Origin of the sequence: Paenibacillus periandrae, assembly GCF_022458865.1 — a bacterium.
Taxonomy (GTDB): domain Bacteria; phylum Bacillota; class Bacilli; order Paenibacillales; family NBRC-103111; genus Paenibacillus_S; species Paenibacillus_S periandrae.
The window spans coordinates 1-22,887 of record NZ_JAJNMU010000023.1; the positions used below are offsets into that span (position 1 = coordinate 1).

At 43.9% G+C, this 22,887-nt stretch carries 21 protein-coding genes; 7 read left to right on the forward strand and 14 right to left on the reverse strand.

Translation table 11 applies throughout. The features are described 5' to 3' along the window. A partial coding sequence (locus tag LRL21_RS32400; protein WP_240419931.1) for a hypothetical protein occupies positions 1–222 on the forward strand: 222 nt, incomplete at its 5' end. A 658-nt stretch (positions 223–880) separates the two neighbouring features. Here LRL21_RS32400 and LRL21_RS32405 read toward each other — a convergent pair. The 8 genes from LRL21_RS32405 to LRL21_RS32440 form a co-directional block, all read right to left on the reverse strand. Further along, positions 881–1,732 carry a sugar phosphate isomerase/epimerase family protein gene (locus tag LRL21_RS32405; protein WP_240419933.1) on the reverse strand — a complete coding sequence of 284 codons (852 nt, stop codon included), beginning with the start codon at positions 1,730–1,732 and terminating at the stop codon, positions 881–883. 87 nt (positions 1,733–1,819) lie between these two features. Further along, on the reverse strand, positions 1,820–2,725 hold the full coding sequence (locus LRL21_RS32410) for a DMT family transporter (RefSeq protein ID WP_240419934.1): 906 nt from the start codon (positions 2,723–2,725) through the stop codon (positions 1,820–1,822). Between the two features lie 361 nt (positions 2,726–3,086). Beyond that, the gene (locus LRL21_RS32415; RefSeq protein ID WP_240419935.1) at positions 3,087–3,914 is read right to left on the reverse strand and encodes a carbohydrate ABC transporter permease; all 828 of its coding nucleotides are present in this window, start codon (positions 3,912–3,914) and stop codon (positions 3,087–3,089) included. Next, entirely contained in the window at positions 3,911–4,783 is an 873-nt protein-coding gene (locus tag LRL21_RS32420; protein ID WP_240419936.1) for a carbohydrate ABC transporter permease, read from the reverse strand. Before LRL21_RS32420 ends, LRL21_RS32415 begins: the two co-directional genes overlap by 4 nt. Before the next feature lie 70 nt (positions 4,784–4,853). Beyond that, the gene (locus LRL21_RS32425) at positions 4,854–6,152 is read right to left on the reverse strand and encodes an ABC transporter substrate-binding protein (RefSeq protein WP_240419937.1); all 1,299 of its coding nucleotides are present in this window, start codon (positions 6,150–6,152) and stop codon (positions 4,854–4,856) included. A gap of 95 nt (positions 6,153–6,247) precedes the next feature. Next, positions 6,248–7,306 (reverse strand): response regulator transcription factor, encoded by a 1,059-nt coding sequence (locus LRL21_RS46440; protein ID WP_240419938.1) that lies wholly within the window; start codon positions 7,304–7,306, stop codon positions 6,248–6,250. Then, positions 7,299–9,065 carry a sensor histidine kinase gene (locus tag LRL21_RS32435; RefSeq protein ID WP_240419939.1) on the reverse strand — a complete coding sequence of 589 codons (1,767 nt, stop codon included), beginning with the start codon at positions 9,063–9,065 and terminating at the stop codon, positions 7,299–7,301. Before LRL21_RS32435 ends, LRL21_RS46440 begins: the two co-directional genes overlap by 8 nt. Before the next feature lie 846 nt (positions 9,066–9,911). Next, positions 9,912–10,055: a hypothetical protein gene (locus tag LRL21_RS32440; protein WP_240419940.1), complete on the reverse strand. Its 144-nt coding sequence runs from the start codon at positions 10,053–10,055 to the stop codon at positions 9,912–9,914. 635 nt (positions 10,056–10,690) lie between these two features. On the opposite strand from LRL21_RS32440, the gene LRL21_RS32445 reads away from it, so the two are divergent. Beyond that, positions 10,691–11,467, forward strand: coding sequence for a lipase family protein (locus LRL21_RS32445; RefSeq protein WP_240419941.1), 777 nt, complete (start codon positions 10,691–10,693; stop codon positions 11,465–11,467). 109 nt (positions 11,468–11,576) lie between these two features. Here LRL21_RS32445 and LRL21_RS32450 read toward each other — a convergent pair whose 3' ends face one another. From LRL21_RS32450 to LRL21_RS32475, 6 genes are all read right to left on the reverse strand, one after another. Then, complete coding sequence (locus LRL21_RS32450) at positions 11,577–12,704, reverse strand: NADH-dependent flavin oxidoreductase (RefSeq protein ID WP_240419942.1); 1,128 nt, start codon at positions 12,702–12,704, stop codon at positions 11,577–11,579. A gap of 78 nt (positions 12,705–12,782) precedes the next feature. After that, a complete protein-coding gene (locus LRL21_RS32455; protein ID WP_240419943.1) occupies positions 12,783–13,346 on the reverse strand; it encodes a TetR/AcrR family transcriptional regulator in 564 nt (187 codons plus the stop codon). 83 nt (positions 13,347–13,429) lie between these two features. Beyond that, positions 13,430–13,669, reverse strand: a complete 240-nt coding sequence (gene tnpA, locus LRL21_RS32460) for an IS66 family insertion sequence element accessory protein TnpA (RefSeq protein WP_240419944.1) — start codon at positions 13,667–13,669, stop codon at positions 13,430–13,432. A gap of 313 nt (positions 13,670–13,982) precedes the next feature. Next, entirely contained in the window at positions 13,983–15,176 is a 1,194-nt protein-coding gene (locus LRL21_RS32465) for a winged helix-turn-helix domain-containing protein (RefSeq protein ID WP_240419945.1), read from the reverse strand. Further along, the gene (locus LRL21_RS32470; protein WP_240419946.1) at positions 15,173–15,370 is read right to left on the reverse strand and encodes a hypothetical protein; all 198 of its coding nucleotides are present in this window, start codon (positions 15,368–15,370) and stop codon (positions 15,173–15,175) included. The genes LRL21_RS32465 and LRL21_RS32470 overlap by 4 nt, the downstream gene beginning before the upstream one ends. Before the next feature lie 314 nt (positions 15,371–15,684). Further along, complete coding sequence (locus tag LRL21_RS32475; RefSeq protein WP_275901030.1) at positions 15,685–16,152, reverse strand: restriction endonuclease; 468 nt, start codon at positions 16,150–16,152, stop codon at positions 15,685–15,687. Positions 16,153–16,184: 32 nt separating this feature from the next. Here LRL21_RS32475 and LRL21_RS47370 point away from each other — a divergent pair, with 32 nt between their 5' ends. The 5 genes from LRL21_RS47370 to LRL21_RS32495 all read left to right on the forward strand — a co-directional run bounded on the left by LRL21_RS47370 (position 16,185) and on the right by LRL21_RS32495 (position 22,689). Continuing rightward, entirely contained in the window at positions 16,185–16,358 is a 174-nt protein-coding gene (locus LRL21_RS47370) for a Ger(x)C family spore germination protein (RefSeq protein ID WP_476703988.1), read from the forward strand. A gap of 151 nt (positions 16,359–16,509) precedes the next feature. Continuing rightward, complete coding sequence (locus LRL21_RS32480; RefSeq protein ID WP_240419947.1) at positions 16,510–18,921, forward strand: helix-turn-helix domain-containing protein; 2,412 nt, start codon at positions 16,510–16,512, stop codon at positions 18,919–18,921. Positions 18,922–19,205: 284 nt separating this feature from the next. After that, positions 19,206–20,126 carry an ABC transporter permease gene (locus tag LRL21_RS32485; protein WP_240419948.1) on the forward strand — a complete coding sequence of 307 codons (921 nt, stop codon included), beginning with the start codon at positions 19,206–19,208 and terminating at the stop codon, positions 20,124–20,126. A 15-nt stretch (positions 20,127–20,141) separates the two neighbouring features. Continuing rightward, the gene (locus tag LRL21_RS32490) at positions 20,142–21,017 is read left to right on the forward strand and encodes a carbohydrate ABC transporter permease (protein WP_240419949.1); all 876 of its coding nucleotides are present in this window, start codon (positions 20,142–20,144) and stop codon (positions 21,015–21,017) included. Between the two features lie 43 nt (positions 21,018–21,060). Further along, positions 21,061–22,689, forward strand: a complete 1,629-nt coding sequence (locus LRL21_RS32495) for an extracellular solute-binding protein (RefSeq protein WP_240419950.1) — start codon at positions 21,061–21,063, stop codon at positions 22,687–22,689. Positions 22,690–22,887: the final 198 nt, after the last annotated feature.

The window sequence follows — 22,887 nt, forward strand, 5'->3', positions numbered from 1 at the left end:
GAAGGCATTCAGCGGTTTTGGGCCATCCAGTACCTGACGCAGAACTTGTTAGAAACTCAGCGTCAGGACTGGATGAAGAACGACAAGCACCTGACGCTTGGAGATGTGGTCTATCGCATTCGGCAAGAATATTTCGGACAGATCATCGTCTACGTGTACCAGCAGGCCCTGGAGAAAAAGCCGTTATTCGACATCCTTAAACATCTCAAGATCCCTGCCTAACCAAATGAATCCTACGTCCTACTACAAGTCTGCCCTTATTCGGTTCTTAAGGACGAATTCGCAAGAGTCAAGTAATTAATTATCATCCATGATAGAAGCGCAGTGCCTCTTGTGTATTTATTTAGTTCAGCTTGTTTGCCCCACTATCCTCCCTGTTAATTTAACGACAAGTTATAGGTCAGTTAACTGCTTGTCGGAAATCGGATCAAGTTCTTGTCATCGCAAAATGACAAGAACTTGATCCGATAACTAAAAAGCCCACGGTTTCCGTGGACTTCATTCGGACAATGTTCTTGTCATCCGACACGCACTTTGTCGGCTGACGGAGGACAAGAATAACTATCGATAAAAGACAAGAAGTTGTGCGGTTTTCTCTCTGCATCTACAAAATAAAACAGCTTTCATCAACTCGATGTCCATCTCTAGCCGATCGTAAGGCATATACTCATCATAGTATGCAACGCCGTACAGCAATTTGTCCATTCTTATCATATCCTTTCCTTTTCTGCTCCAATGACGATTGTATGAAAAGAAATCGGCTACAACACAGCCGGCTTCTATTCCCTTCGGGCCGAGGGAGTGGGAGGCACCGTCACTACTGACGTCCCCAAGTACAATAGCGTACAAGGGAAACGGCTGACATAGCCATAAGTTTGATCTAGACTTCCTTCAGTAACCGCTCCAGATTGCCGTAGCTGATGGCTACGCCTTCAACCTCATCTTTGGCCGTTACATCCTGCTCGACAAAAATATACTCTGCGGAACCGATGCTTCGCGCTGCTTCAATAATCGCACGTATATTCAACGTGCCAGTGCCGACCTCGCAGAAATGGGCGGGATCCTGCGTTTTATAAAGCTCGTCGATCGTAATGTTGCTCGTTGCTCCAAACACATCAAACCAGTTTACAGGCTGTGCAGTGACCGGCAAATCCTTTTGATGCAGCTTTTTGCAGCGGTCCCCCAATTTATGAAGCCATACGATCGGGTCAGCTCCTCCCCTCACCGCCCAGTACGAATCGAATTCGAAATGAATCAAATCTTTCTCCATGTTGTTCAGCATGATGTCCATCACAGTCTCCCCATGAAACTGCTGAAATTCCTGAAAATGATTATGGTAATAAAGGCCAAGCCCGTTCGTTTTGCAAAGCTCGCCGTAACGGTTGAATGATTCGCAAAATCGGAGCACATCGTCCTTATTCGAGAAAAAGGCAATGGAGCAGCCGATGGCCGGACTGCCGATCAAATGGTTACTCTCGATGATCCCTTCCCATTCCGTCTCTTCATTGATATGGGTATGACAGCCGACCACTTTCATCCCGAGCCGATCAAGCTGTGTCCGTACTTCCTTCGCCGACAGCTCGCCGACTAGGCTTAGGCCTTCGTCAGTTTTTCGGATAACCATCTCCAGGCTCTTATAGCCGATGTCCCCCAATTTTTCCAATGTCCCTATAAAATCTTGCTTGAGTGCGTTCTTGACTGAAAACAGCTGCAAACCCATGGATAAACTCATATTTCATACCTCCGTTAATGTAATACATAAAATCGCTAAATATTCACTGCTACTTGATCGTACATGTTCGTGGATGTGGTTTTGTAATTAATTTTCTATTGACCTTCCGATGTGTAAATGTTTTTTAATTCGAATTAACGAAATAATGACGCCCGTGATAACAAGAAAAGCTCCAGCTATTTGACTGATTAGCACATCCTCTCCCATTAAAACACTCATAATCATGGACGTAATAGGAACGAAGTTAAAGAATAGCCCCGTGCGAGTAACTCCAAGCTGGGATATACCTTTGTTCCACCATAAATATGCCAGCACTGAACCGAATAATGCGATGAAACCAATAATCATCCAAACGTCCGCCAGGTTAACCAAATGATCAGGCTCAATTGGGAAGTTCATAAATGGAATAAAACAAATTGCTCCAAAAAACATAGTAAGTGCCGTTGTTTTTTGTGGAGTGCTATCTTTTAAATACTTTCTTCCTAATACTCCGTAGAGAGCCCAACAAGAATTTCCACACAACACTAACAAATCTCCAACAGATACTGAACTTAACTTTGTAATGGAACCTGCTGTAATTACAAACCAGACTCCTATCAAGGAAAGGATCATACCAAGTAATTGTTGCTTGCGCATCCGTTCCCTTAATATCAAAAATGAACAAATTAAGGTTACAGTTGGATTCGCTGCAGTGATTAGTGCAGTGTTTACAGCCGAAGTATATGACAATCCGCTAAAAACTAATGCGTTAGTCATGAAAATTCCAATTACTCCTATGAAGAAATATCTTATTAAATTTGACTTCAACTGCTGATAGGTCGGCCTCTCCTTTAGGTAATAAAAAATAAGCAAACAGCATGATGCTATTAAAAATCTCCAGCCTACAACATTCATCGGACCTATAGCACTAACGGCTAACTTCCCTAAATTAAAGCTAACACCCCATAAAATAGCCGATCCAATTAGCAACAAATATATCATTCCGTTTTTCACATGTGTCGATCCTTTACATTTTTATTGACCAATTTAATAAAAGAGGGTAGTAAATTAACAATCATCTAGGATCTAGGGACCACCTGCTGCTCCTGTCTTCCTCTGAATGTATCCAGAGTTCTCTTGATAAGAAGCCATTTTCGAGGAACTTCACGGTTAATTTGGTCCCCAGTGAAGCGTCGACCACTCCATCTCCGGTTGGATTTTCAAAAGCAGTCGCATTGTCAGCCCATGGTCACTTCAATCCGATCCCTACGGCATGATTTGCAACAAAATGGGAATAATTCAAATATAAATTACGGATTTATCATCGCTTGATGCAGTCTTTTGTCCATCCCTAAAGTCTACCCCTGACAAACGCTCAACCTTTAACCGCTCCTTCCGCTATTCCCGATACAATAAATTTCTGGAAAATCGCATAAATGATAATTACCGGAATTGCAGTCAGCACCAATGCCGCCAAAATTAGCGACCAGTCTTTCGTATATTCACCGAATAATTTATTGGTAGAGAGCATGAGTGTATAATCCTTAGCGTCCTGAATCATCAGCAAAGGCAGCAGGAAATCGTTCCAAATCGACAAAAAATTCAGTATGCCTGCAGTAACGGTAATAGGCAGAAGCAAAGGTAGAATGATGGTCGTAAACGTTCTGAATTGCCCGCAGCCGTCCATATAAGCCGATTCCTCCAGTTCCCGCGGAATCGACTTCACAAACCCATGGTATAAGAAGATCGCCATATTCACGCCTAATCCAATATAAATAACGGCAAGTCCGTAGATGCTGCCTTGAAGCAGCAAGCTTTTGGCCGTCTTCACAAGGGGAATCATGATCGAATGGAAAGGCACCAGCATGGAAGAGATGAATAGGAAGAAAATCAAATTGCTCAACTTGCCGGGCGTTCGGGACAGCTTATAACCTGCCAAAGAAGCGAACAATAAGATGCCGGCAATTCCCAACACCGAGACAATTACCGTATTTCCCAGACTGGACAGCAATTGCGTCTTCTGAAGGGCATCCGTATAGTTCTCGATATGCATAGCAGTCGGCAACGACAAGATGGAGCCGAATATTTCTTTTTCTGTTTTGAAAGAGTTCAAGACGGTCACATACAAAGGAAAGAAGGACACAACCGCAAACAGCGACAGTACGATGGTAATGATAAGGGAGCCCAACCTCGCCATTCTCATGCTTCCACCTCCCGCTTCTTCATTACAAAAACCTGAACAAAGGTAAACAGCAAAATCATGACGAAGAGAAGCACCGATTTCGCGCTGGCATAGCCGTAACGGAAGTTGCTAGAAAACGCTTCTTCAAAAATATTCATAGTGATCACCTGTGTCGCTCTACCCGGTCCTCCGCCTGTCAATCCATAAACGACGTCGTAAACCTTGAACGCGCTGTTCAAAGTAAGAAAGAAGCAAATCGTAATCGCGTGCGTGATCATCGGCAGCGTGATATGGACGAGTGTCTGAACGGGACTGGCTCCGTCGATAATCGCTGCCTCGCGAAGAGATTGCGGCACTCCTTGCAGAGCGGCCAAATAAATAATCATCATATAACCGACACCGTGCCATAATGAAACGATAATGATCGAGAAAAAGGCAGCCTTTGGATTCCCGATCCATTGTTGATTCAGAAACAACATGTCGGTCTTGGCGGCAAGCTGAGGCAGCACTTGGGAAAACATGAAGGTCCATATGAATGCGCTAATTATCAAACTGACCATATTCGGCATAAAAAAGATCGTTCTGAACAAACCTTTCGTCTTCCGCCGCGATTCGATGAGAATCGCAAGCAGGAGTGCGATCACATTTTGCGCGATGACCATGAAGATGACGTATTTGAGCGTAAACCAAATCGCATGAAGAAAGTCGGGATCGTCCGTGATCGCTTCAACGAAGTTGTCTATACCTACGAAATGATAGCTTTTGGCGAGTCCGTTCCAATCCGTAAAGCTGTAAAAAAAGCCACCTAGAGTCGGAATCATCAGCAACACAAAATAGGTGATGAATGCCGGGGCGACGAATGCGAGCAAGGACAGATTTCTGTTTTTCATGATTACGTACACCTCCAAGAATGGATAAAGACAGCATTTCTGCTGTCTTTATCGTTATTCGTTCGCAGAACTATTTGTTGATTTTATTGGAGTTCTTCCAAGCCTTGTCCAATCCGCTGATGACATCATCCTGCGAAATTGATTTGGAATAGTACGCTTGCAGCAGCTTCCCGACCTCGTCCTTGACGGCAGGAGGCATGTACGGATCTTTGTATGCTTTGCCCGCTTTAACATAAGTCAGTGCTTCGTTAATCCACGGAAGACTTTCGAACGTATGATTTTTGGCATTCGGATTGTACTTCAAGCTCTTGAACAATTCGTTCGTTTCCTTATCGTCCAGCACAAAGTTTACGAAATCGTACGCCACTTCTTTGTTTTTGCTGCCTGTAGCGACGGCGAGCGAAGTGGAGACGCTCATATTGATCATCGTGGCGTTCGGATTATCGTTGATCGGTAATGGCGCAATGCCGATCTGCAGGTCCGTGTTCGATTTCAATAGCGTATCGGCATACCAGGGGCCATTCACCCACATCGCCGCTTTCCCTTGAGCGAACGCCGCCGCTCCTTCGGCTGCGGACACTTCCAGCGCCCGATCGGTTCCGTTGGCATTCACCAGGTCAAAATTGCCGAACAGTTGATTTTTGATCTCCGAGAACGAACCTTTGTCGCTGTTCATCCGGTCGACAAAGTCCTTGTTTTCCGTATTGACCAACGCACCGACGGTTAGCGGTAAGAAGAGCTGCGGCGCTCCCGCTTCTTTATAGGCCAGCTCGAAAGGCGTGATTTTATTATTCTTCAACGTCTCGATCACCGACTTCATTTCGGTAACGGTTGTCGGCGGCTTCAGCCCGAGATCAGCAAATATTTTCTTATTGTATAGATAACCCCAGTTCAGCGTTTCAAGCGGTACTGCCAGCACCTTGTTGTCTATCGTGACAGCCGGTTTGACGCTGTCCAGTATTTTACCCGCGAATGGCTGCTTGGAGAGATCCTCTACATAACCGGCTTTATAATAGGTGGGCAGATCGTTGATCGCATGCAAGGAGAACACATCCGGAACATCGTTGGCCGCCAGCCTTGTTTTCAAAATTTGCGGCGCTTGATCGATAGGCGGCATTTCCATCTGCACTTTGACATTGATATTTTTCTCCGCCTTCTCTTTCGCCGTGAAGTCGGCGACAAACTTGTCGAATTGCTCTTTTTGTCGAGGCTGGGAAATAAAGACCTTCAATGTGACTTCTTTCGGCGCTGCCACGCTGCTTCCCGAAGCTTGATTCCCGGCTTTCCCGCCGCCCTCTTGTGCCGCACATCCCGTGAGCAGCGCTACCGCCGCTACCGCACTCAGTACGGTGTTCCAACTTTTTTTCATATCATTGTGACCTCCCTGTAATAGAATACGTTTTGATTATAAATAAATAATGGGAACAGTTAATTAGATGAATTTAACCGCTTTCATTGCATTTTTTAACCTTCGTCTTGATTTTTGCGCATTTCTCCGGGAGCAATGCCGAAATATTTCTTAAACACTCTGTAGAAATAAGCGACATCTTCATACCCGCACATTTCAGCCACTGCTTTAATCGGAATCCGATCGATGACGATCCATTCTTTCGCCTTCTCCATCCTCAGCTGTTGCATATAATCCGTAATATTGACGGCAAACTCGCTTTTGAATGCCCGGCTGAGATAGACATAGCTGACAAAATAAACTTGGGCGATCTTCTCCACCGTAATGGGCCTTGCGAAGTTGTTTTCGATATAGCTTTTAATATCCTGCAAATTCAATTTTTTCTTATATTTCCGTTGATGGGTCAAGGCTTCGATTATAGAAACATAAAGCTTGGACAATTCCTCCACGACCGCTTCCAATGAAGAAAATCCGAATGTTTCTAAGGGTAGGAGGTCGCCATCAACCAAGTTTTTCACCATAAGCTCGTTCAGTAAAAATATATACTCTTGATATATGCGCTCCATCTCTAACGCTTCCAATCGCTTATAGGCATCGATTTGGGACGCCAGCTGCCGGAAAGCGGATTGAACGTTGTCCGCATCCAAATCGGCAAAGTAAGAAGCGACGACGGGCATCGCATTTTTGATCATCTTCATCAGCTCGATATCGAACGCAGCGTTCTGCCCGGCTGCAATGGTAGACTCTGTCTCCTCTTTGCACTTTCGCAATACGGCATTTAGTTCTTTGGGATCGATCGGTTTCAACAAGTAATCTTTTGCTTTCGAGAGAATCGCTTGCTTCATATATACAAAATCGTCATGCCCGCTAACCACGATCAGCTTGATTGTCGAAAACCGACTATGGATCTGATGCAGCAATTCAGTCCCATCCATGCCCGGCATTCGCATATCCGTAATCACAATATCGGGTGACCGTTTCTCAATGATCCGAATCGCCTCCAGCCCATCGGCGGCTTCCGCTATAATGCGCATCCCGTAGGCTTCCCAGTTACCGAACCTTTTGATGATGTCCCGATTCCATTCTTCATCATCGACAATAAGCACTTTAATCACTTGTGACGCTCCTTTCCATAGGCAACAGTAACCGAATGGCGGTCCCTTTGCCGGGTTGACTTTTTATGGACAGCCCAAAGGGGGACCCGAAATGCATGCGAATTCTCGCAGCCACATTGTTCAAGCCGATTCGTTCGCTGTCTGGCCAGAACGGTTCGTTTTGTATCTCAAGCCGGTGCTGAAGCTGTCTCAGGCGTTCGGAAGGAATGCCCAATCCGTTATCTTCGATCAAGATGAAGATGCCTTTCGCAGTATGCTTGGCAGTAATATGAATTTCCCAAGCTCCGGTTTTCTTATCCAAGCCGTGAATGAATGCATTCTCCACAATTGGCTGCAAAGTGAGCTTCGGGATTGCACATGATTCTACGCCGGGTTCCAGGAAGATGTGCGTCGATATGCGGGAAGTAAATCTTTGCTTCTGAATGTGCAAATAATTTTGAACGTGATCGAGTTCCTGCTGTAGCGTCGTCAGCTCTTCCGGATCCCGGATGATATAGCGAAACATGTCGCTTAACGAGCGGATGACATCATAAATTTCGTCTGGTCTTTTGGAGAACGCCATACTGCCGATCATCTGCAGCGTATTTTGCAGAAAATGCGGGTTGACCTGGGCCTGCAGCGCCTTCAATTGGGCGGTCCTTTTCTCCAAATTGATGCTGTACTCCGTCTTGATATATTCTTTGAGCCTTTTGGACATATTGTAATAGCGCATCTCCAGCAGTCCGATTTCATCTTTCCTCATAATGGGCGGAGTTTCATCCTCTTTCGGAGGGACCATCCCTTGCATGGATCTGGCCAATTTCACAATGGGCTTCGATGTTTTCCAGGCAATAATAATAGCAATGAGGACGGAAAGGAGGATCGAAACCGCGCCGATAATGATCGCGTACTGCCAAGTTCTTCTCGCACTGTCATTAATAAAACTGTTGGGTATCACTTTGATGACGTTCAAATTCCATGACGGGATGGTGCCGTAAAATACATAATCTTCTTTTGTTCGAAAATAACCCGATTCGGAGTGCATTTGGTTTTGAAGCTTTATCAATTGATCGGAAGGAACGGGCTGACCTCCGAGGGAGTACAGCATCTCGCCTTGTTGATTAGAGATAATGACCGTTTGTTGGCTCCCCGGAGTTAGCAAATTCAGCGTATTGTCCAGATTGGACCAATTGATTTCAAGCGCAATGCCCCCAAGCCGTTTCCGGTCTTCGAATCGATTGATGGTCCGCATTAGATAAAAGGCGCCGGTATTTTCTTTATTTTCGATGATGAAATCACCGTGCTTCCTGAGAAAATGGCTGAAAGGTTCCGGAATCCGTGCTGGCGTGAAAACCTCGAAATTGCTGCCACTGATGAGAAATTGTTTATTCGAATCGTTCAGATAGATCTGAATGCCGGATAAATAATTGACATTGGAATAAAAAATCGAGGTAACGGCGTTCACGAAACCTTTTTGAGCGTTAAAAGCAATAGAAGGATTGGCATCCCCCATCTTGCCGATATAATCGTTGTAGCTTTCGTTAATAAGCTGGGTGTAGATAATATTGTTCATTTGATCAAACCGTTCCCCCAGATAACCCGCAGTCCATTTGATTTTTGACGCGTTGGACTCAATGACTTCTGCTTCAACCGATCTTCTTGTATTTTCGGCAGCAAACAATGAGATAAAGATCAAGGGGACGCAAGAAAGACCAATCATGGTGACAATCAATTTATTTCGAATGCTGCGTTGAAAAGGTTCCAGTATGAATCGGAGCATCCTGGTCATTATTCTCAATGGGCTCACAGCCTTTTTCTACGAAAGTTATTTGCATCAATCATTATAACATTAGACCAGATCCCAATAGCTTTGAGGAACCCGGTCTAAGGACGTAATAATGAAATGAAATATGTATTCAACATGTTTACAAGCTGCCTCGGCTGCTCCATTGTAAGCTCAATATTTTCCTTAATATCTCCTTAAAATGTAATAAATAACCATGAATGGTGGCTTTCGTTGCCTAGCTTCATCTAGCATAGAATAATCTAAATCTAATGTAAGATTGCCATTACTCAATGAAAAAAATTATAACAGGTTACTCGATACTACCAGCATCAGTACTGCTATTATAATATGGAAAGAGATCCGAATTAATAGAAGGAATTACCCAAGTTTATTGTACTTTTTTACCTTCAAACAAAACATCCATTTTTAACCGCAATTCCAGCATGAAAAGTATCTCCTGTTGGGTTTAGCGGTTTTTGTGTTTTTTTATACTGGTAAGGAGCTTAATTGGAATAAACACGCAGTTTTTTATGGTGGCTCGACCCTGCAAACAAAACAGTGAGGATTCGAAGCGTGCACAACACCTTGTTGGCTCTCTTCTGCGGAAGGGATAACCACGTACAGAAAAATGGTTTCTTTCCTTCGAATTCACCCATTGCGTACCTTCACTACAATAAGGAGCACCTATATGGAAACCTTAATCATTGCGCTGGCATGGATGTATGTTCTAGCACTTATCTATCCGCCACGCTGATCCTTACTGGCCACTTTCATGGCTCAACTGCTTACCGATTGGCTACCTTTTCTTGTTTTTACGTTTTGTTTTGTAAGCTGCAACATTCAGGGTGAATGGATCCGGGACACTTGGAACGCGAGCTGCAGCCTGATCAATGCCAGGACTATAATGGCATCGATCAGGCTGCAGCTCGTAAACATATGGTACAGCTGATGGCCCCCAGCCGATTCATCCCATAGCTGAAGCAAGGGATTTCTTGCATATTTCCTGTAAAACTCGCTTTGTCCTATCAGAACCAAATGCCTCAGTTTAACTACGCGCACCGACCTTAGACCTGTAGTTCATATAAATAAAGACTAGCAACACCATCACCACGGGAACCGTGTATTGTATATCCAAACTCTTAGACTAAGGCCATTTTTTCGCCAATATCCAACCAACGCAGATCACCTTTTTGTATTATGACTCTGGCAATAAATTTCAACCCACACTCTTTCCGCACGCGGACCATCCTAGGATGGATAATTTAGAACAAAGTGCAATTTGATTGAGTCACCTATCTTTTGCTGTTGACGTTCTTTTTGACTTGGGATAAAAAAGTATTAGTAGATACGTTTTTTCTACATCCTCTAAGCTCCATTCCAAGCACGTCTCCCCTTTTTATTGCAAACATATGATTAGAAGTACATCACAACTTTTCGATGTTGGCATAGAACTATCCTGCCATTTCGCTTAATTAAATTCCTCTTCTGAAGCTGAGGGGACGGGTATTGCGGCCTAGCTTGAATCAAAGGCGTCACTAAGTTAGGCATATGCCCGTGGACGTATGCCCATCATTTTCATATACATACATAAAACATGTGTGAGCAGAAGAGGGAGAACTATGAGCAAGAATCTGTTCGATATCCAGACCGCCATTTTATTATCCGCACTTTGCAGCCAAAGCTATCAACAGTTTGAAAGCGCCGACGGAACTTTTGTTCTGCCACGTCGTTACCAGTTGGTTACTGAATTTGAAGCCGCGTCATTTATAGGAAGAAAAGAACCGTTCGGTTTTATCGCCGAGGCAGCGGACCGGATCGTCCTTGTGTTTCGCGGAACGAATACCAAATCGGACTGGATATCCGATGCAATCGCCAGACAGAGCGCGTTTCCCTATGCGAAGAACAGCGGCTCCGTGCACCAGGGGTTTCTCGGGATTTACGAATCGGCTCGGCAACCCGTCTTGTCAGCCTTGCAGTCTCTTTCCCACCATAAGCCGCTTTATATTACAGGGCATAGTCTTGGCGGCGCGCTTGCCCATCTATGCGCCGTTGATACCGCAGTGAACAGTGGCTTCAGTGATCCTATCGTTTATACGTATGCTTCGCCTCGTGTGGGGAACGCTGAATTTTCGAGCACCTTCAACCAAATATTCGATCGGCATCGAATTCACAACACGTTCGATCTCGTCCCGCAGCTGCCACCCATTCTCTATAAATCTCCGAAAACAGGCGAAACCTACACCTACTTACACGCCCAAAAAAGCCGTGAGCTACATTTCCAAAAGGGATCTGTCGCCGCCAATCACGAAATTGCCAACTACTTCACCGAGCTTGCGCTGCAGGACCCCACATATGCGCAGCTGCTGTGCACAGGCAATCCCGGGTTGTGTCCATAACTATTTTCCGTGGTCGCTCGTGTTGAAGTCAACAATCGGGATTCGAAACAAGCCCGCGATTTAGGGACTTTTAATAGTACGCAAGCATCGAGGTGTTTGTTATTCTTCCTTAATCCACGACAGGGAACCATCCTGGTATGTTGGTTATCATTCCCCACAAATTATCGGGAAGTACCAGTTCTTTTTGAGCTGTTCGGGGAAGTGTTGTTCTAATTTCTCTTTCCTGTCCGCTTTGTACCTTCTCAACCCATTTAGGCTCCATGATCAAGGCATGACCCATTGTTACTAGCGGGATTCCAGTCTCCAGTGCTTTAACGACATCATCCGGTGTGGAAAGACCGCCAACACCGATTACAGGCACTCGATTACCTACACGCTCCTGAACCATTACTACACGCGACTTATTACTGCTCGATCCTTCCCTCCTCGGTTCACCCCAGAAATGATCCACGGAAAGATGGATGTAGTCTAGGTTCTGTAAGGCCAGAACATCCACGAATTGAAGAGTATCTTCCATTGTGATGCCAGGATTTTCTCTTTCCTCTGGAGAAATTCTGTAACCAACAACAAACGGTGATTTTGCATGTTTTGCAGCCACTTCTTTTACGCGTTTGATGATTTCAAGGGGAAATTTCATTCTCTTTTCTAATGTCCCTCCCCATTTGTCTTCTCTTCTGTTGGAATGCGGAGAGAAAAATTGCTGAATCAAGAAGCCGTTGGCACCATGAATCTCAACCCCATCAAATCCGGCTTCAATTACCCTTCGGGTTGCATTGGCAAATTCATCAATAGCATTTTCAATTTCCTCTTCTGTCATTGCCCTTGGGGTAGCAGATCCTTCACGCTCCGCCGCCACTGCACTTGCACTTAAAGATTGTCCTCCAGATAGAAAAGCCGGATTACTGATACGCCCCCCATGATAAATCTGGACAAAAGCTTTGGAACCATGTTCATGTATGGTGTTTGCCAATGTTTTTAGGCCTGGGAGCAGATCGTCATTGTCAATGCCAAAGCCGTTCTCGAGCAATTTTCCGTTTTGCGAAACAAGGGCACTGCTGGTAATCACGGCGCCAACACCCTGAGCCCGTTGAATATAGTAAGCCAATTCTTCTTCAGTAACTGCTCCGTTAGACTTTGATGCCGAAAGGGCCATCGGCGCCATAATCACCCTGTTTTTCAACTGTACTCCCGATGGGAGCTCGAACGGCTCGAAAATAGATTTGTAATTGTTGTTCATGCTTGTTCCTCTTTTCTTTGAATTATTTATATTAAGGACCTTTCGGTCCATAATATACAAAAAAAAGTACACTTTCATCTATCTCAAATTCCCTAAAATTATAGAAATGAAATCTATAATCCTGTCTTGATTTGTTTGTGCTCGCACCATCACATTTATCCCTTGTAAGGAGACAGTTAAAAATCGAGCAAGCTTTTGCGAATCGATTTTAGACTGAATAGAACCATTGATTTTACCAATCTCAATTGCATTTAAAAATGCATGTTCAACATCTTCGAAATCTTTTTCAATCATTTTTTGAAATTCTTTATCATGTGGCGCCAATTCGATAGCTTCATTTGACGTCATGCAACCTTTGCTAACAACATTAAGCAGGGCCATAAGAAATAATTCGATACCCTGGTATACATTCTCATTACTCAAATAATTATTTAATACCGATAGGCGCTCCTCGCGATATAAATCAAATGCTCTCACAAATAAATCATGTTTGTTACCAAAAGTCTCATATAAACTACTTTTACTAAGTCCAGTAACATGTAGCAAATCATTTAGGGATGCCGCTTCATAACCTTTAGTCCAGAATAAAGTCATCGCTTTCCGTAATACATCTATTTCATCAAAGTTACGTGGACGAACCATTCGAATCTCACCTCCTTAAAAATAATATACACCATTCCGAACCGATAAGTCCATAACAAAATAAATTATAGTCGCTGCGCTCCCTAGCGCACAAAGGATTGATCCGAGGAAGGGATGATCGGTTCCGTAAGTCTAAGAGAAACAAAGGAAGGCGATTGCGAGGCAGCAGGAAGAGAGTGGGACTTCAACGCTCGAAGCCAATACCGCAAGTGATCTTTCGTCACGCCTTGCGCGTCGCACCAAGCTTTCATCGTCAGACCACTATCCTGGTAATCAGCAACACGCGCACTCCATTCTTGGTGTCGTTGTTCTTTTCGAGTCATGAGGCATCCTCCTGATTCATCGTGGTGACCTCATCTTCTCATAGATTCTGATGTAGTTGAAGGTGTGCTTGATTTGACGCTTACATTCAAAATGAAACTATATTTAAACCAGTAACTGCCGTAGACGTAATATGAGCAAGACTTTGATTTTCTTAATACGGTTAATTCGACATCTGGTTGTATAATAAAATGAGCGAGCACTTGAACCTCCCTAGAAACTCATGTACACATACAACAGCGCTACCGGACGCGTCGTATTACCTGTCTCGTACGCAGAAACTTGTCGGCAAATGTTATCGGGGTACTGGAAATATCAGTTCATAGACTCTGTCACAATCGTCTTGCATCCGTTGAATAATGCAAAATTTTGAAAACAATTGTTCAAGGCTGTTCGCAATTGCTTTGTAGGCTTTATGTCGTTCTCGTACCAGATGTTTTTAACAACGAGCGTCCCGGTTTTTCGCTCCGCGATTACCTCGGCTCGTCCGATGAGGCTTTCTCCGTATATTAGAGGCAACACATAATAGCCGAATTTCCGTTTGATTGCAGGCGTGTAAATCTCCCAGGTGTAATCGAATCCAAACAATACGTTGATCAGTTTTCTGTCCCATATGAAATTATCTAGTGGGGCAATCAGCTCGCAGCGCCACTTCAGCGCCGGATTTTGCAGAACGGCTTCAATAAGCGGCAAGTCCTCCGTGCGGCAGTACAGTATATCCTTCAATTGTTCCACGGTAACAGCAACAATGCGAGCTTCATACAACAGTTGGCGGAAAACCTCGTTGCGCTGCTCCGCTTTCAATCCCCATATGTTCAACCAGGCATCGGATGCACGATTCCATAAAAGGCCAACAGCGCCGATTCGACGCAGTACCCGCCACTTGTGATGCTCAAGCTCGCCCTCCAGCGGCTCCGGCGCATTCAGCAGATTTGGCTGTATATACTTCCCGGCGATATCATAGTATTTACGCGTTCCTTTTTTGTGGTGTATAATCAACTCGCCTGTCGAGTACATCTGCTCCAGCACCGACCGGGATGAATTGTTTCCGCTGCTCCAGTGGATGGCCGATTGCCAAGTGAAATTTCCATCCAATTTTAGATCATCAGAACTTAGCGCATCGTGGTTTTGGATGTGAGCCCGTACTTGCTCTGTCAACGCTTCCATTTCGGGATAACGCTTGGCATGTTGTCGGGCAGCCTGCCTATACCGCTCAAAATACGGCCAGTCCTCGATAGGGATAATGGCCAAATTCTTGTCGGGATAATCGACAAGGCTTCTATCTTGATACAGCAACTCGGCGAGCATGTTCTTGGTAACTCCTTTGATTCGCGACTGCAACACCAGTTCGGCGTTTTTTCCGCAAACATCGATGGGATCGTATTGAATACAGCCGACCTGCCGCACAAAATCCAATACTCCCTGCTTTCCGGTAAATTGATAATCGCCCAATAGTCCGTGCTTCAATAGCAGAAATTGCCGTGCCTGGCGGTTCGTCAATTGGATCATGTACACATCGCCCCCTTAATGAAACAAACGGGAGTCACTTGCACATGATGATGGATGGCGAGGTTGCTTATCTCCATAAAGTTACTATTTGCTTCTTTCCATAATGATGGTATCCATTGGGGAGCTTCATTAACAAACCCCTTTCCTAATTTTCCAATAACCGAAAATTGCTCTTCTTCAATGATTTCAGCCACTCTTATTCCCCTATTCATTGGAAAATGCAAAAAACAAACGTATGTTCCCATTATATGTTACCATTGTCTCAAGCATAAAACAAGAGCTATTGAAAAATAACTGCCCCGTTAACGCAACGAAGCTGCCGTTTATTACATTGGCAGCTTTATCGATGATAGGATAGTTGGAGACTTCCGAAATCAAATAGTTGAATTTAATACTTAGTTCGCCCTTGCAACTCTTAACCAATTATTAAGAGAATTTTAAAGCATTTCTAGAACAACTATCTCTTTCTAAACCTTACAAAGTGCATCACTCCTATGCATTATTACGACTATTTAGCGTGATCGTATTTCTGCATTTTGGAAAATTTCCACATCCCATGCGCACTTGAGCGACGAGCCATGTTGGAACCGCATCTGGAACATGTAATATCTTCAACAATCGGATCTATCTTGTTTTGGACTTGTTCATTTTGGGGAGCTTTAGGAGCTTCCTTCACCAACTGAAGTTTTGATGCCATTTGTTTGGTTTGCAGCATCATTACAATTAATTCACTTTTATGTATCAATCTTATCCGATTGGATTTGGCTAACTCATGAGCTGCCGCAGTGTAATCGCTATTGGACACGAACCAAGCCTCCGAAGCACCATAATGGGCAATGGATGCTTGGACTTCTTGTACAGCTTTAATGTCTACGTTTTTACTGTATCTCTTCGCCTGCACGACAATCTTTTTTCCGCCTTTAACGATGACAAGATCCGCCCCATAATCACCAGCAGACTTGGTTCCAGATTCCAGAGCCCTTCAAGAACATAACGCAGGATAAAATCGTGACGAAGACAGGAGCAACAGAGAGCCGTGTCGACTTACTTCATTTAAAGGTCATTATCATGGACAAGGAATATGCCAAGCAAGGGGTCACCGATACCATATCCGGTTTCATGAGATCCCGGGATGTTTCTCCCAAAGCATTAAATTCACTTTCATACAGTCATTCAAAATGAAGGCAATCTTAAGTCAATGTCGGAAATAAAAGACAGGTTGATGGAGCGGTGCAAAATAATACTGGACAACGATGTTTCTTTTTAATAGGGTAGAAGTAAATGCCCTAACAAAGGAAGGAACGACGATCATGCCCCCCATGCGATCGGTGAATTGGAAGGGCTTGAGATCGACGCTGCAACCCTTGGGAAGAAAGGTCATTCAGGTATTCTGAAATCCAAGGCTACACGTGCAGCCTTTCTATCCGATCAGACCCACCGGATTCAGATCGTCTATACCCCCAAAGCAAAACTTGCACTAGATATCATCAACTATTCGTTCTCGGAGGAATGTATGAGCAAGCATTGGTTTTACAGGCAAATGTTTTCTTATCTACCTGTATTTTTCGTCATTTCTATCGTTCTGATTGTATCGATGTTTTTATCTATTACGAACCTTTCCGAAAAGGCTACGGTCGATGCAAACGAAGTTTTCGCCAAACATGTTTTCCAATCCATTGATTATCAGCTTCAAGGGGTCGAGCAGCTAATCGTCAATGAAATTTTGAACAATGACAGATTTATGTTCTTTTTTAATGGATCAGCGGACAATAAAGATTACTTTTCCATGTATGAAATGTCGACCAAAGTCAAAAATTTGAAAGTTGCTAATCCGCTCATTGATTCCATTTATTTATTCCGGACTGATGATCTGAAAATTTTAACGGAAAGCTCTTTTTTACCTTTGAACCGGTTTGTGGATCAGGCTTTTATTCTGCAAATGACAAGTACCGAGAATACAGCTTTAATACCTAATTGGACGGGCGTAAGATTATACAAGGAGTTTCTTGATTCGGAGCATATGACAACCGTAGTATCTCTAGTCAAAAAAGTGCCTCCACCGCTTGGAAATCAAGGAATTATTGTGGTGAATGTGAAGACGAGTACGTTACGCCAAATTGTTCAAGAGATGTCAAGCGCAAATGTAAGCTATGCCACATTCGTTGACAGAGACGGCCAATTTTTATTCGATCCGCCTACAGACAACAATCAAAGGGAGCTCGTACAGATTAAGTCCGACTACACGCAATGGGAACTGCATTCGGGATTGAAAAACGGGAAGCTCATCGAGATAGGCTCGACCATCTCCTATGTCTATATCTTCGTCGTTGTGTTGTCGATCCTCATCGGCGTCCTGTGGATCGTGTACATCACGCGGCATAACTACAAACCGATTGAATCAATTGTAGGGCGAATTCACAGCTATTCAAAGAAAAAAAATCAATCTTTATTTAACGAAAACGGCAAAGATGAGCTGAAATTTATCGAGAATGCAATAGATACACTCATAGAGCAAACGAATCAGTATCAAAAAGAGTATGAAGAAAATCTCATATTGAAGCGCCGGCATGTACTAGCGGAATTGGTCGAAGGCAGCCGCTCTCTGAGCAAGGGCGAGTGGAACCGGGAAATGGAAGGCATCGGACTGTCTAATGAATTCGATCAGCTCTGTATCGTAATAATCGAAATCGATAAGTATTCTGATTTTTCAAACCAGTATTCACACCGGGATCAATATTTGCTGAAGTTTGTGCTCAGCAGCGTGGTCAATGAAATGACCGAACCGCTGCCCTGCGCAGCCTGGTCCGAGTGGCTTACCAACCATCAAATGTGTGTTTTATTGCAACTCATGGCAAAGGAGAGTAATCCCGAAACCATGGTGAGTGACATTTGCCAACAACTGCTCCATTGGGTACAAGCCAATCTGGGATTTACTGTGACGATTGGCATCGGACAATGCGTGAGTGACACGAAAGATGTCGTGGAGACTTATGACTCCTCCTTGGAAGCATTAAAATACAAATCCGTACTGGGGATGAATCGGGTCATCCATTGCAAGGACATCGAATCGCATAATCAAGGCGATGTTTATAAAAGCTTGCATCATCTACGTTCATTGGCTCAAATGTTCCGTTTGAACGACGAGCGTTGGAACGGAGAAATGGTCTCCTTCTTTGCTGAAATCCAAGATCGATTGTATTCGCGGGCTGAAATTCTCAGTATGATGAATTATATGGTCTATCACCTGCACCGGGAAATGTTGGATTTACAACCGGAGATTCAAGAGATTTGGAAATCGGAAGGAATGCCCAAACTGAATGAATTAGCGGAAAGCTTTGATACGATTGATGAATTGGAAAAGAAAGTAACCAGTGTATTAATCGCGGTCGAACAAAAAGTGATTTTACTGCGGGAAAAACGAACGAACCACCACCTCATTCAAGAGGTCAGAACCTATATTAAAACACATTACGCTAATCCGGATTTGTCGCTTGCCCACTTGGAAGAAGCTTTCGGAGTCAACGGAAAATATTTGAGTCAATTGTTCAAGGAAGAATTCGGAGAGAAGTTTGTTGATTATGTAGCACAGGTACGTATCGACCGCGCCAAAGCGCTTTTAATGGAAACAAGTTTGCCGATTCAAGACATTGCAAATCAAATTGGGTATACGACCTCCATGACGTTCATCCGAGTTTTCAAAAAACGGGTCAGTATGACCCCCGGCGATTATCGTAAAGTTCATTGATCCCGTTGGCTCGGCATATACAGCACTTGCGTTTGATTAGGATATATAATCAGGCAGCAGGTGCTGTTTTTGCATGCTAATAACTGCAAAAAACAGAAATTCGGCTACTTCGGAAAAATGTAAATCCCACATATCGAACGGAAATCTGAAAATCGTCAATTGCCCGAAACATTACTATTGTCGTGATCCGTATAGAAGGGATATATTGAGTAGCGACCACATAAGCAGAAAGGAGTTTCCTCATGAATGCAGTTCGCACATCATAAGCAGAAAGGAGTTTCCTCATGAATGCAGTTCGCACAGTTGTAAGCGTGAAACAAAGACGGAAGCCGAATCGTTTTTTATGGACGTTGTTTTTGCCGGTCATCGCATTTTATATCGTTTTCAAATATGTACCGATGCTTGGTACGGTAATAGCCTTTAAGGAATACACGTTCTTTGAAGGTATTCTGGATAGTCCGTGGATTGGTCTCAAAAATTTCGAAACCTTGTTCAACAACCCGCAGACGGTCGACATTATCCGCAACACCCTTGTCCTGAGTTTGCTTAGCATCATTGTCGGCTTTCCGTTTCCAATTCTGATGGCGATATTACTCAACGAGGCCCGTAAACTATGGTTTAAAAAATCAATCCAAACGTTAATTTATTTGCCGCATTTCTTCTCCTGGGTTATCGTCGGCGGTCTTGTCGTTACGTTATTCGCCGAACAATCCGGCGTGGTTAATCATTTGTTGAAGCGGATCGGCGGTGAAACGTTCCCTTTCCTATATGACGAAACAGCATGGGTCGCCATATTTTTAGGATCAGGCATTTGGAAAGAAGCCGGATTCAGCACCATTATATTTCTGGCTGCCCTTACGAATATCGATCCGTCACTTTATGAAGCAGCCGGTATGGACGGTGCGAACAAATTCCGCCAAATATGGCATATCACACTGCCGGGCTTAAGTTCCACTATCGTACTCATCTTGATCCTATCGATGGGACGAGTGATGGAAGTAGGGTTCGACCAAATTTATATGCTCAAAAACCCGAGCGTTTTCAACATTTCGGAAGTCATTAGCACCTATATTTACCGGGTCGGCGTGCAGGGAGCGCAATTCAGCCTCACATCCGCAATGGGACTGTTTGAATCCGTCGTTGGCTTAATTCTCGTTGTGCTCACCAACGCGGTAGCACGCAAATTTAACCAGGGATTATGGTAGAAGGAGGTGTTCCCATTGAAAGCAACCGCAGGAGAAAAGATTTTTTACGGTATCAATTATGTCATTCTCTCCTTGGCAGGACTCAGCTGCCTGATCCCGTTGATTCATATCATTTCATTGTCCTTAAGCGACTCGCATGCCATCATGTCAGGCTACGTCACCTTATGGCCCGTCGGTTGGTCGTTGGAATCTTACAGCGCATTGTTTAAAGGCACACAAATTGTTAGAGCGTTCCAAAACAGCATTGAAATCACTGTGATAGGCATTGTGCTAAGTATGGCATTTACCATTATGGCTGCTTATCCACTTTCTCGGAAAGATTTTAACGCCAGGAGATTTTTTACATTAGCCATTGTGTTTACGATGCTTTTCAGCGGAGGGCTGATTCCCACCTTCCTTTTAGTCAAGTCGTTAGGGCTGGTTAATACCTATGGTTCGTTATGGCTTCCCGGACTGATTAGTACATTCAACATGCTGATCATGAAAAGCTTCTTCGAAAACATCCCGGAGGATTTAATGGAAGCCGCGAAAATGGATGGCTGCGGTGAAGCGAGACTGCTGATTCAAATCATTCTTCCTCTGTCTTTGCCAGTTCTCGCAACGCTTACTCTATTTTACGGTGTCGGCTACTGGAATTCGTTTTTCAGCCTGCTGATCTACATCCAGGATTCGAATAAGGTAAATGTGGCCGTAATGGTGCAGCAAATGATTCAAAGCCAATCGTTGATGCAGGAAATCAACAATTTGCAGCCAGCTGATATTCAGCAGATGACACCGGAGTCGATAAAAGCTTCGGGGATCATTGTCATGATGGTACCCATGCTCATTGTGTATCCTTTCCTGCAAAAGTACTTTGTCAAAGGTGTCATGCTTGGAGCCATTAAAGGCTGATGGATATTTATCGCTAATAAAAAAAGAAAAGGAGCAAATCAACATGAAAACGAACCGATCTACGAAATCATATGTTGCATTACTCTCTTGCGTATTGGCTCTCGGCACTCTAATAACAGCGTGTGCAAACGAACCTAAGCAAGGGGAGGCAAATCTAAAGAAAGAAAAACGGGGGGCTATCACTTCCTCAATTTATGATCGCGGCAACCTGCCGGCGGAAGAAGGAACGATTGACAACAACCGTTGGACCCGTTGGATCAATGAAAAGGGACCGGTCGATGTGAAATTTATCAGCATCCCCCGTTGGGAATCGAAGCAAAAATACAATACATTGTTTGCTTCCGGCGGCGCTCCTGATATTATGTTTGAATACGACAATGCGTATCTGAACCAGCTGTATACCCAGAAGTCGCTTATGCCGCTTGATGATCTTATTGAGAAACATAGTACAGAGTACAAGAAATTGATCACGCAGTACCCCGTCTTAAAGCAGCTCGGCCAAAAAGCGGACGGTAAAAACTATCTGTTCGGCCGGCTGCAGGGACTGAAGACCAATGATCTCCTGTTTATCCGAATGGATTGGTTGAAAAAGCTGAATCTTCCAGTCCCTGCCACAACGGACGATTTGTTCAAGGTAGCCAAAGCATTCAGAGAACAAGACCCTGACGGTAACGGAATGCAGGACACTTATGGCATCAATTTAAGTTTCACAGCGGATGGCATAATTAATTCCATGTTCCAAAATACAGGATACTTTGTACAAAACGGCAACATGGTTAGAGCATGGGAGCAAGCAAAGGAAGCAACCTCTTTCAAAAAGAAATTGTTTGAAGCGGGCATCGTCGATAAAGATTATTTAACGGACAAGAACGGCGAAAAGGCAAAACAGGATTGGATCACCGGTAAGCTCGGAATCTTTGCTACAAGCAGCGGAGTCGACCAACCGATGCAATTCCAGACGTATCAAGCTCTGAAAAAGAATTTCCCTGATGCGCAAATCGCTCCCATAGAGCTGCCGAAGGGTCCCTATGGCCAATTCAACCCAGGCTACAAGTTCCCAGTACAAATGACAGCGGCGATTAATGTAAGCGCCAAAGATCCAATTTCGGTTATGAAATATGTAGACTTTCTAGTCACTCAACCTACTATGCAAGCATTTAAAAACGGAATTGAAGGCGAACATTTCAAGATGGATTCATCCGGCTGTCCTGAACCGACAGACAAGGAAAAAATCAAGAAGGAAATGCCTCAGACCAATGACTTGGCCATGTTAAGCTCCTTTGCCTTAATGGGTAAATGCGAGATTTACGAAGTGAAAATGAACCTGGACGTTCCTCAGGAAAAGGAATTTTTCAATATCATAAAGCAATCGGAGAAAGCTTATCTCAATCCGGAGCGTGCATTTGCCAGAGAGTTCGACGGTGCCATCCTTCCAGTGCTTCCAAATGAAATGCAAGTTAACTTAAAAAATACGGAAACCATGGAAGAAATGTGGAAAAAGTCAATTGTCAGCGGAGACAAATATACGCCGGATCAAGCACTGAAAGAAGCTCAATCATTGTGGGAGAAAACCGGCGGCAAGCAAATCGACGAATTTTATGCGAAGTGGTATTCCGAAAACAAAGATAAAATTATTAGCTCCAAGGATCTGTACAAGCTAAAATTCGAATAAAATGGTTAAACAAAGAGCCTTCGGTGAAGACAACGAGGGCCCTTTGACTTACATCAACTTAAATGACAAAGGTTTAGTAACAACTTTGTTGAGAATATCATAGGAGCCTTCTACCGTATTGAGATCGTGCTGAAGCTGCCGAAAGCAATCCGGAGTCTGCGTCAAGATTTTCCGACGGAAAAATGTGAACAGATAATG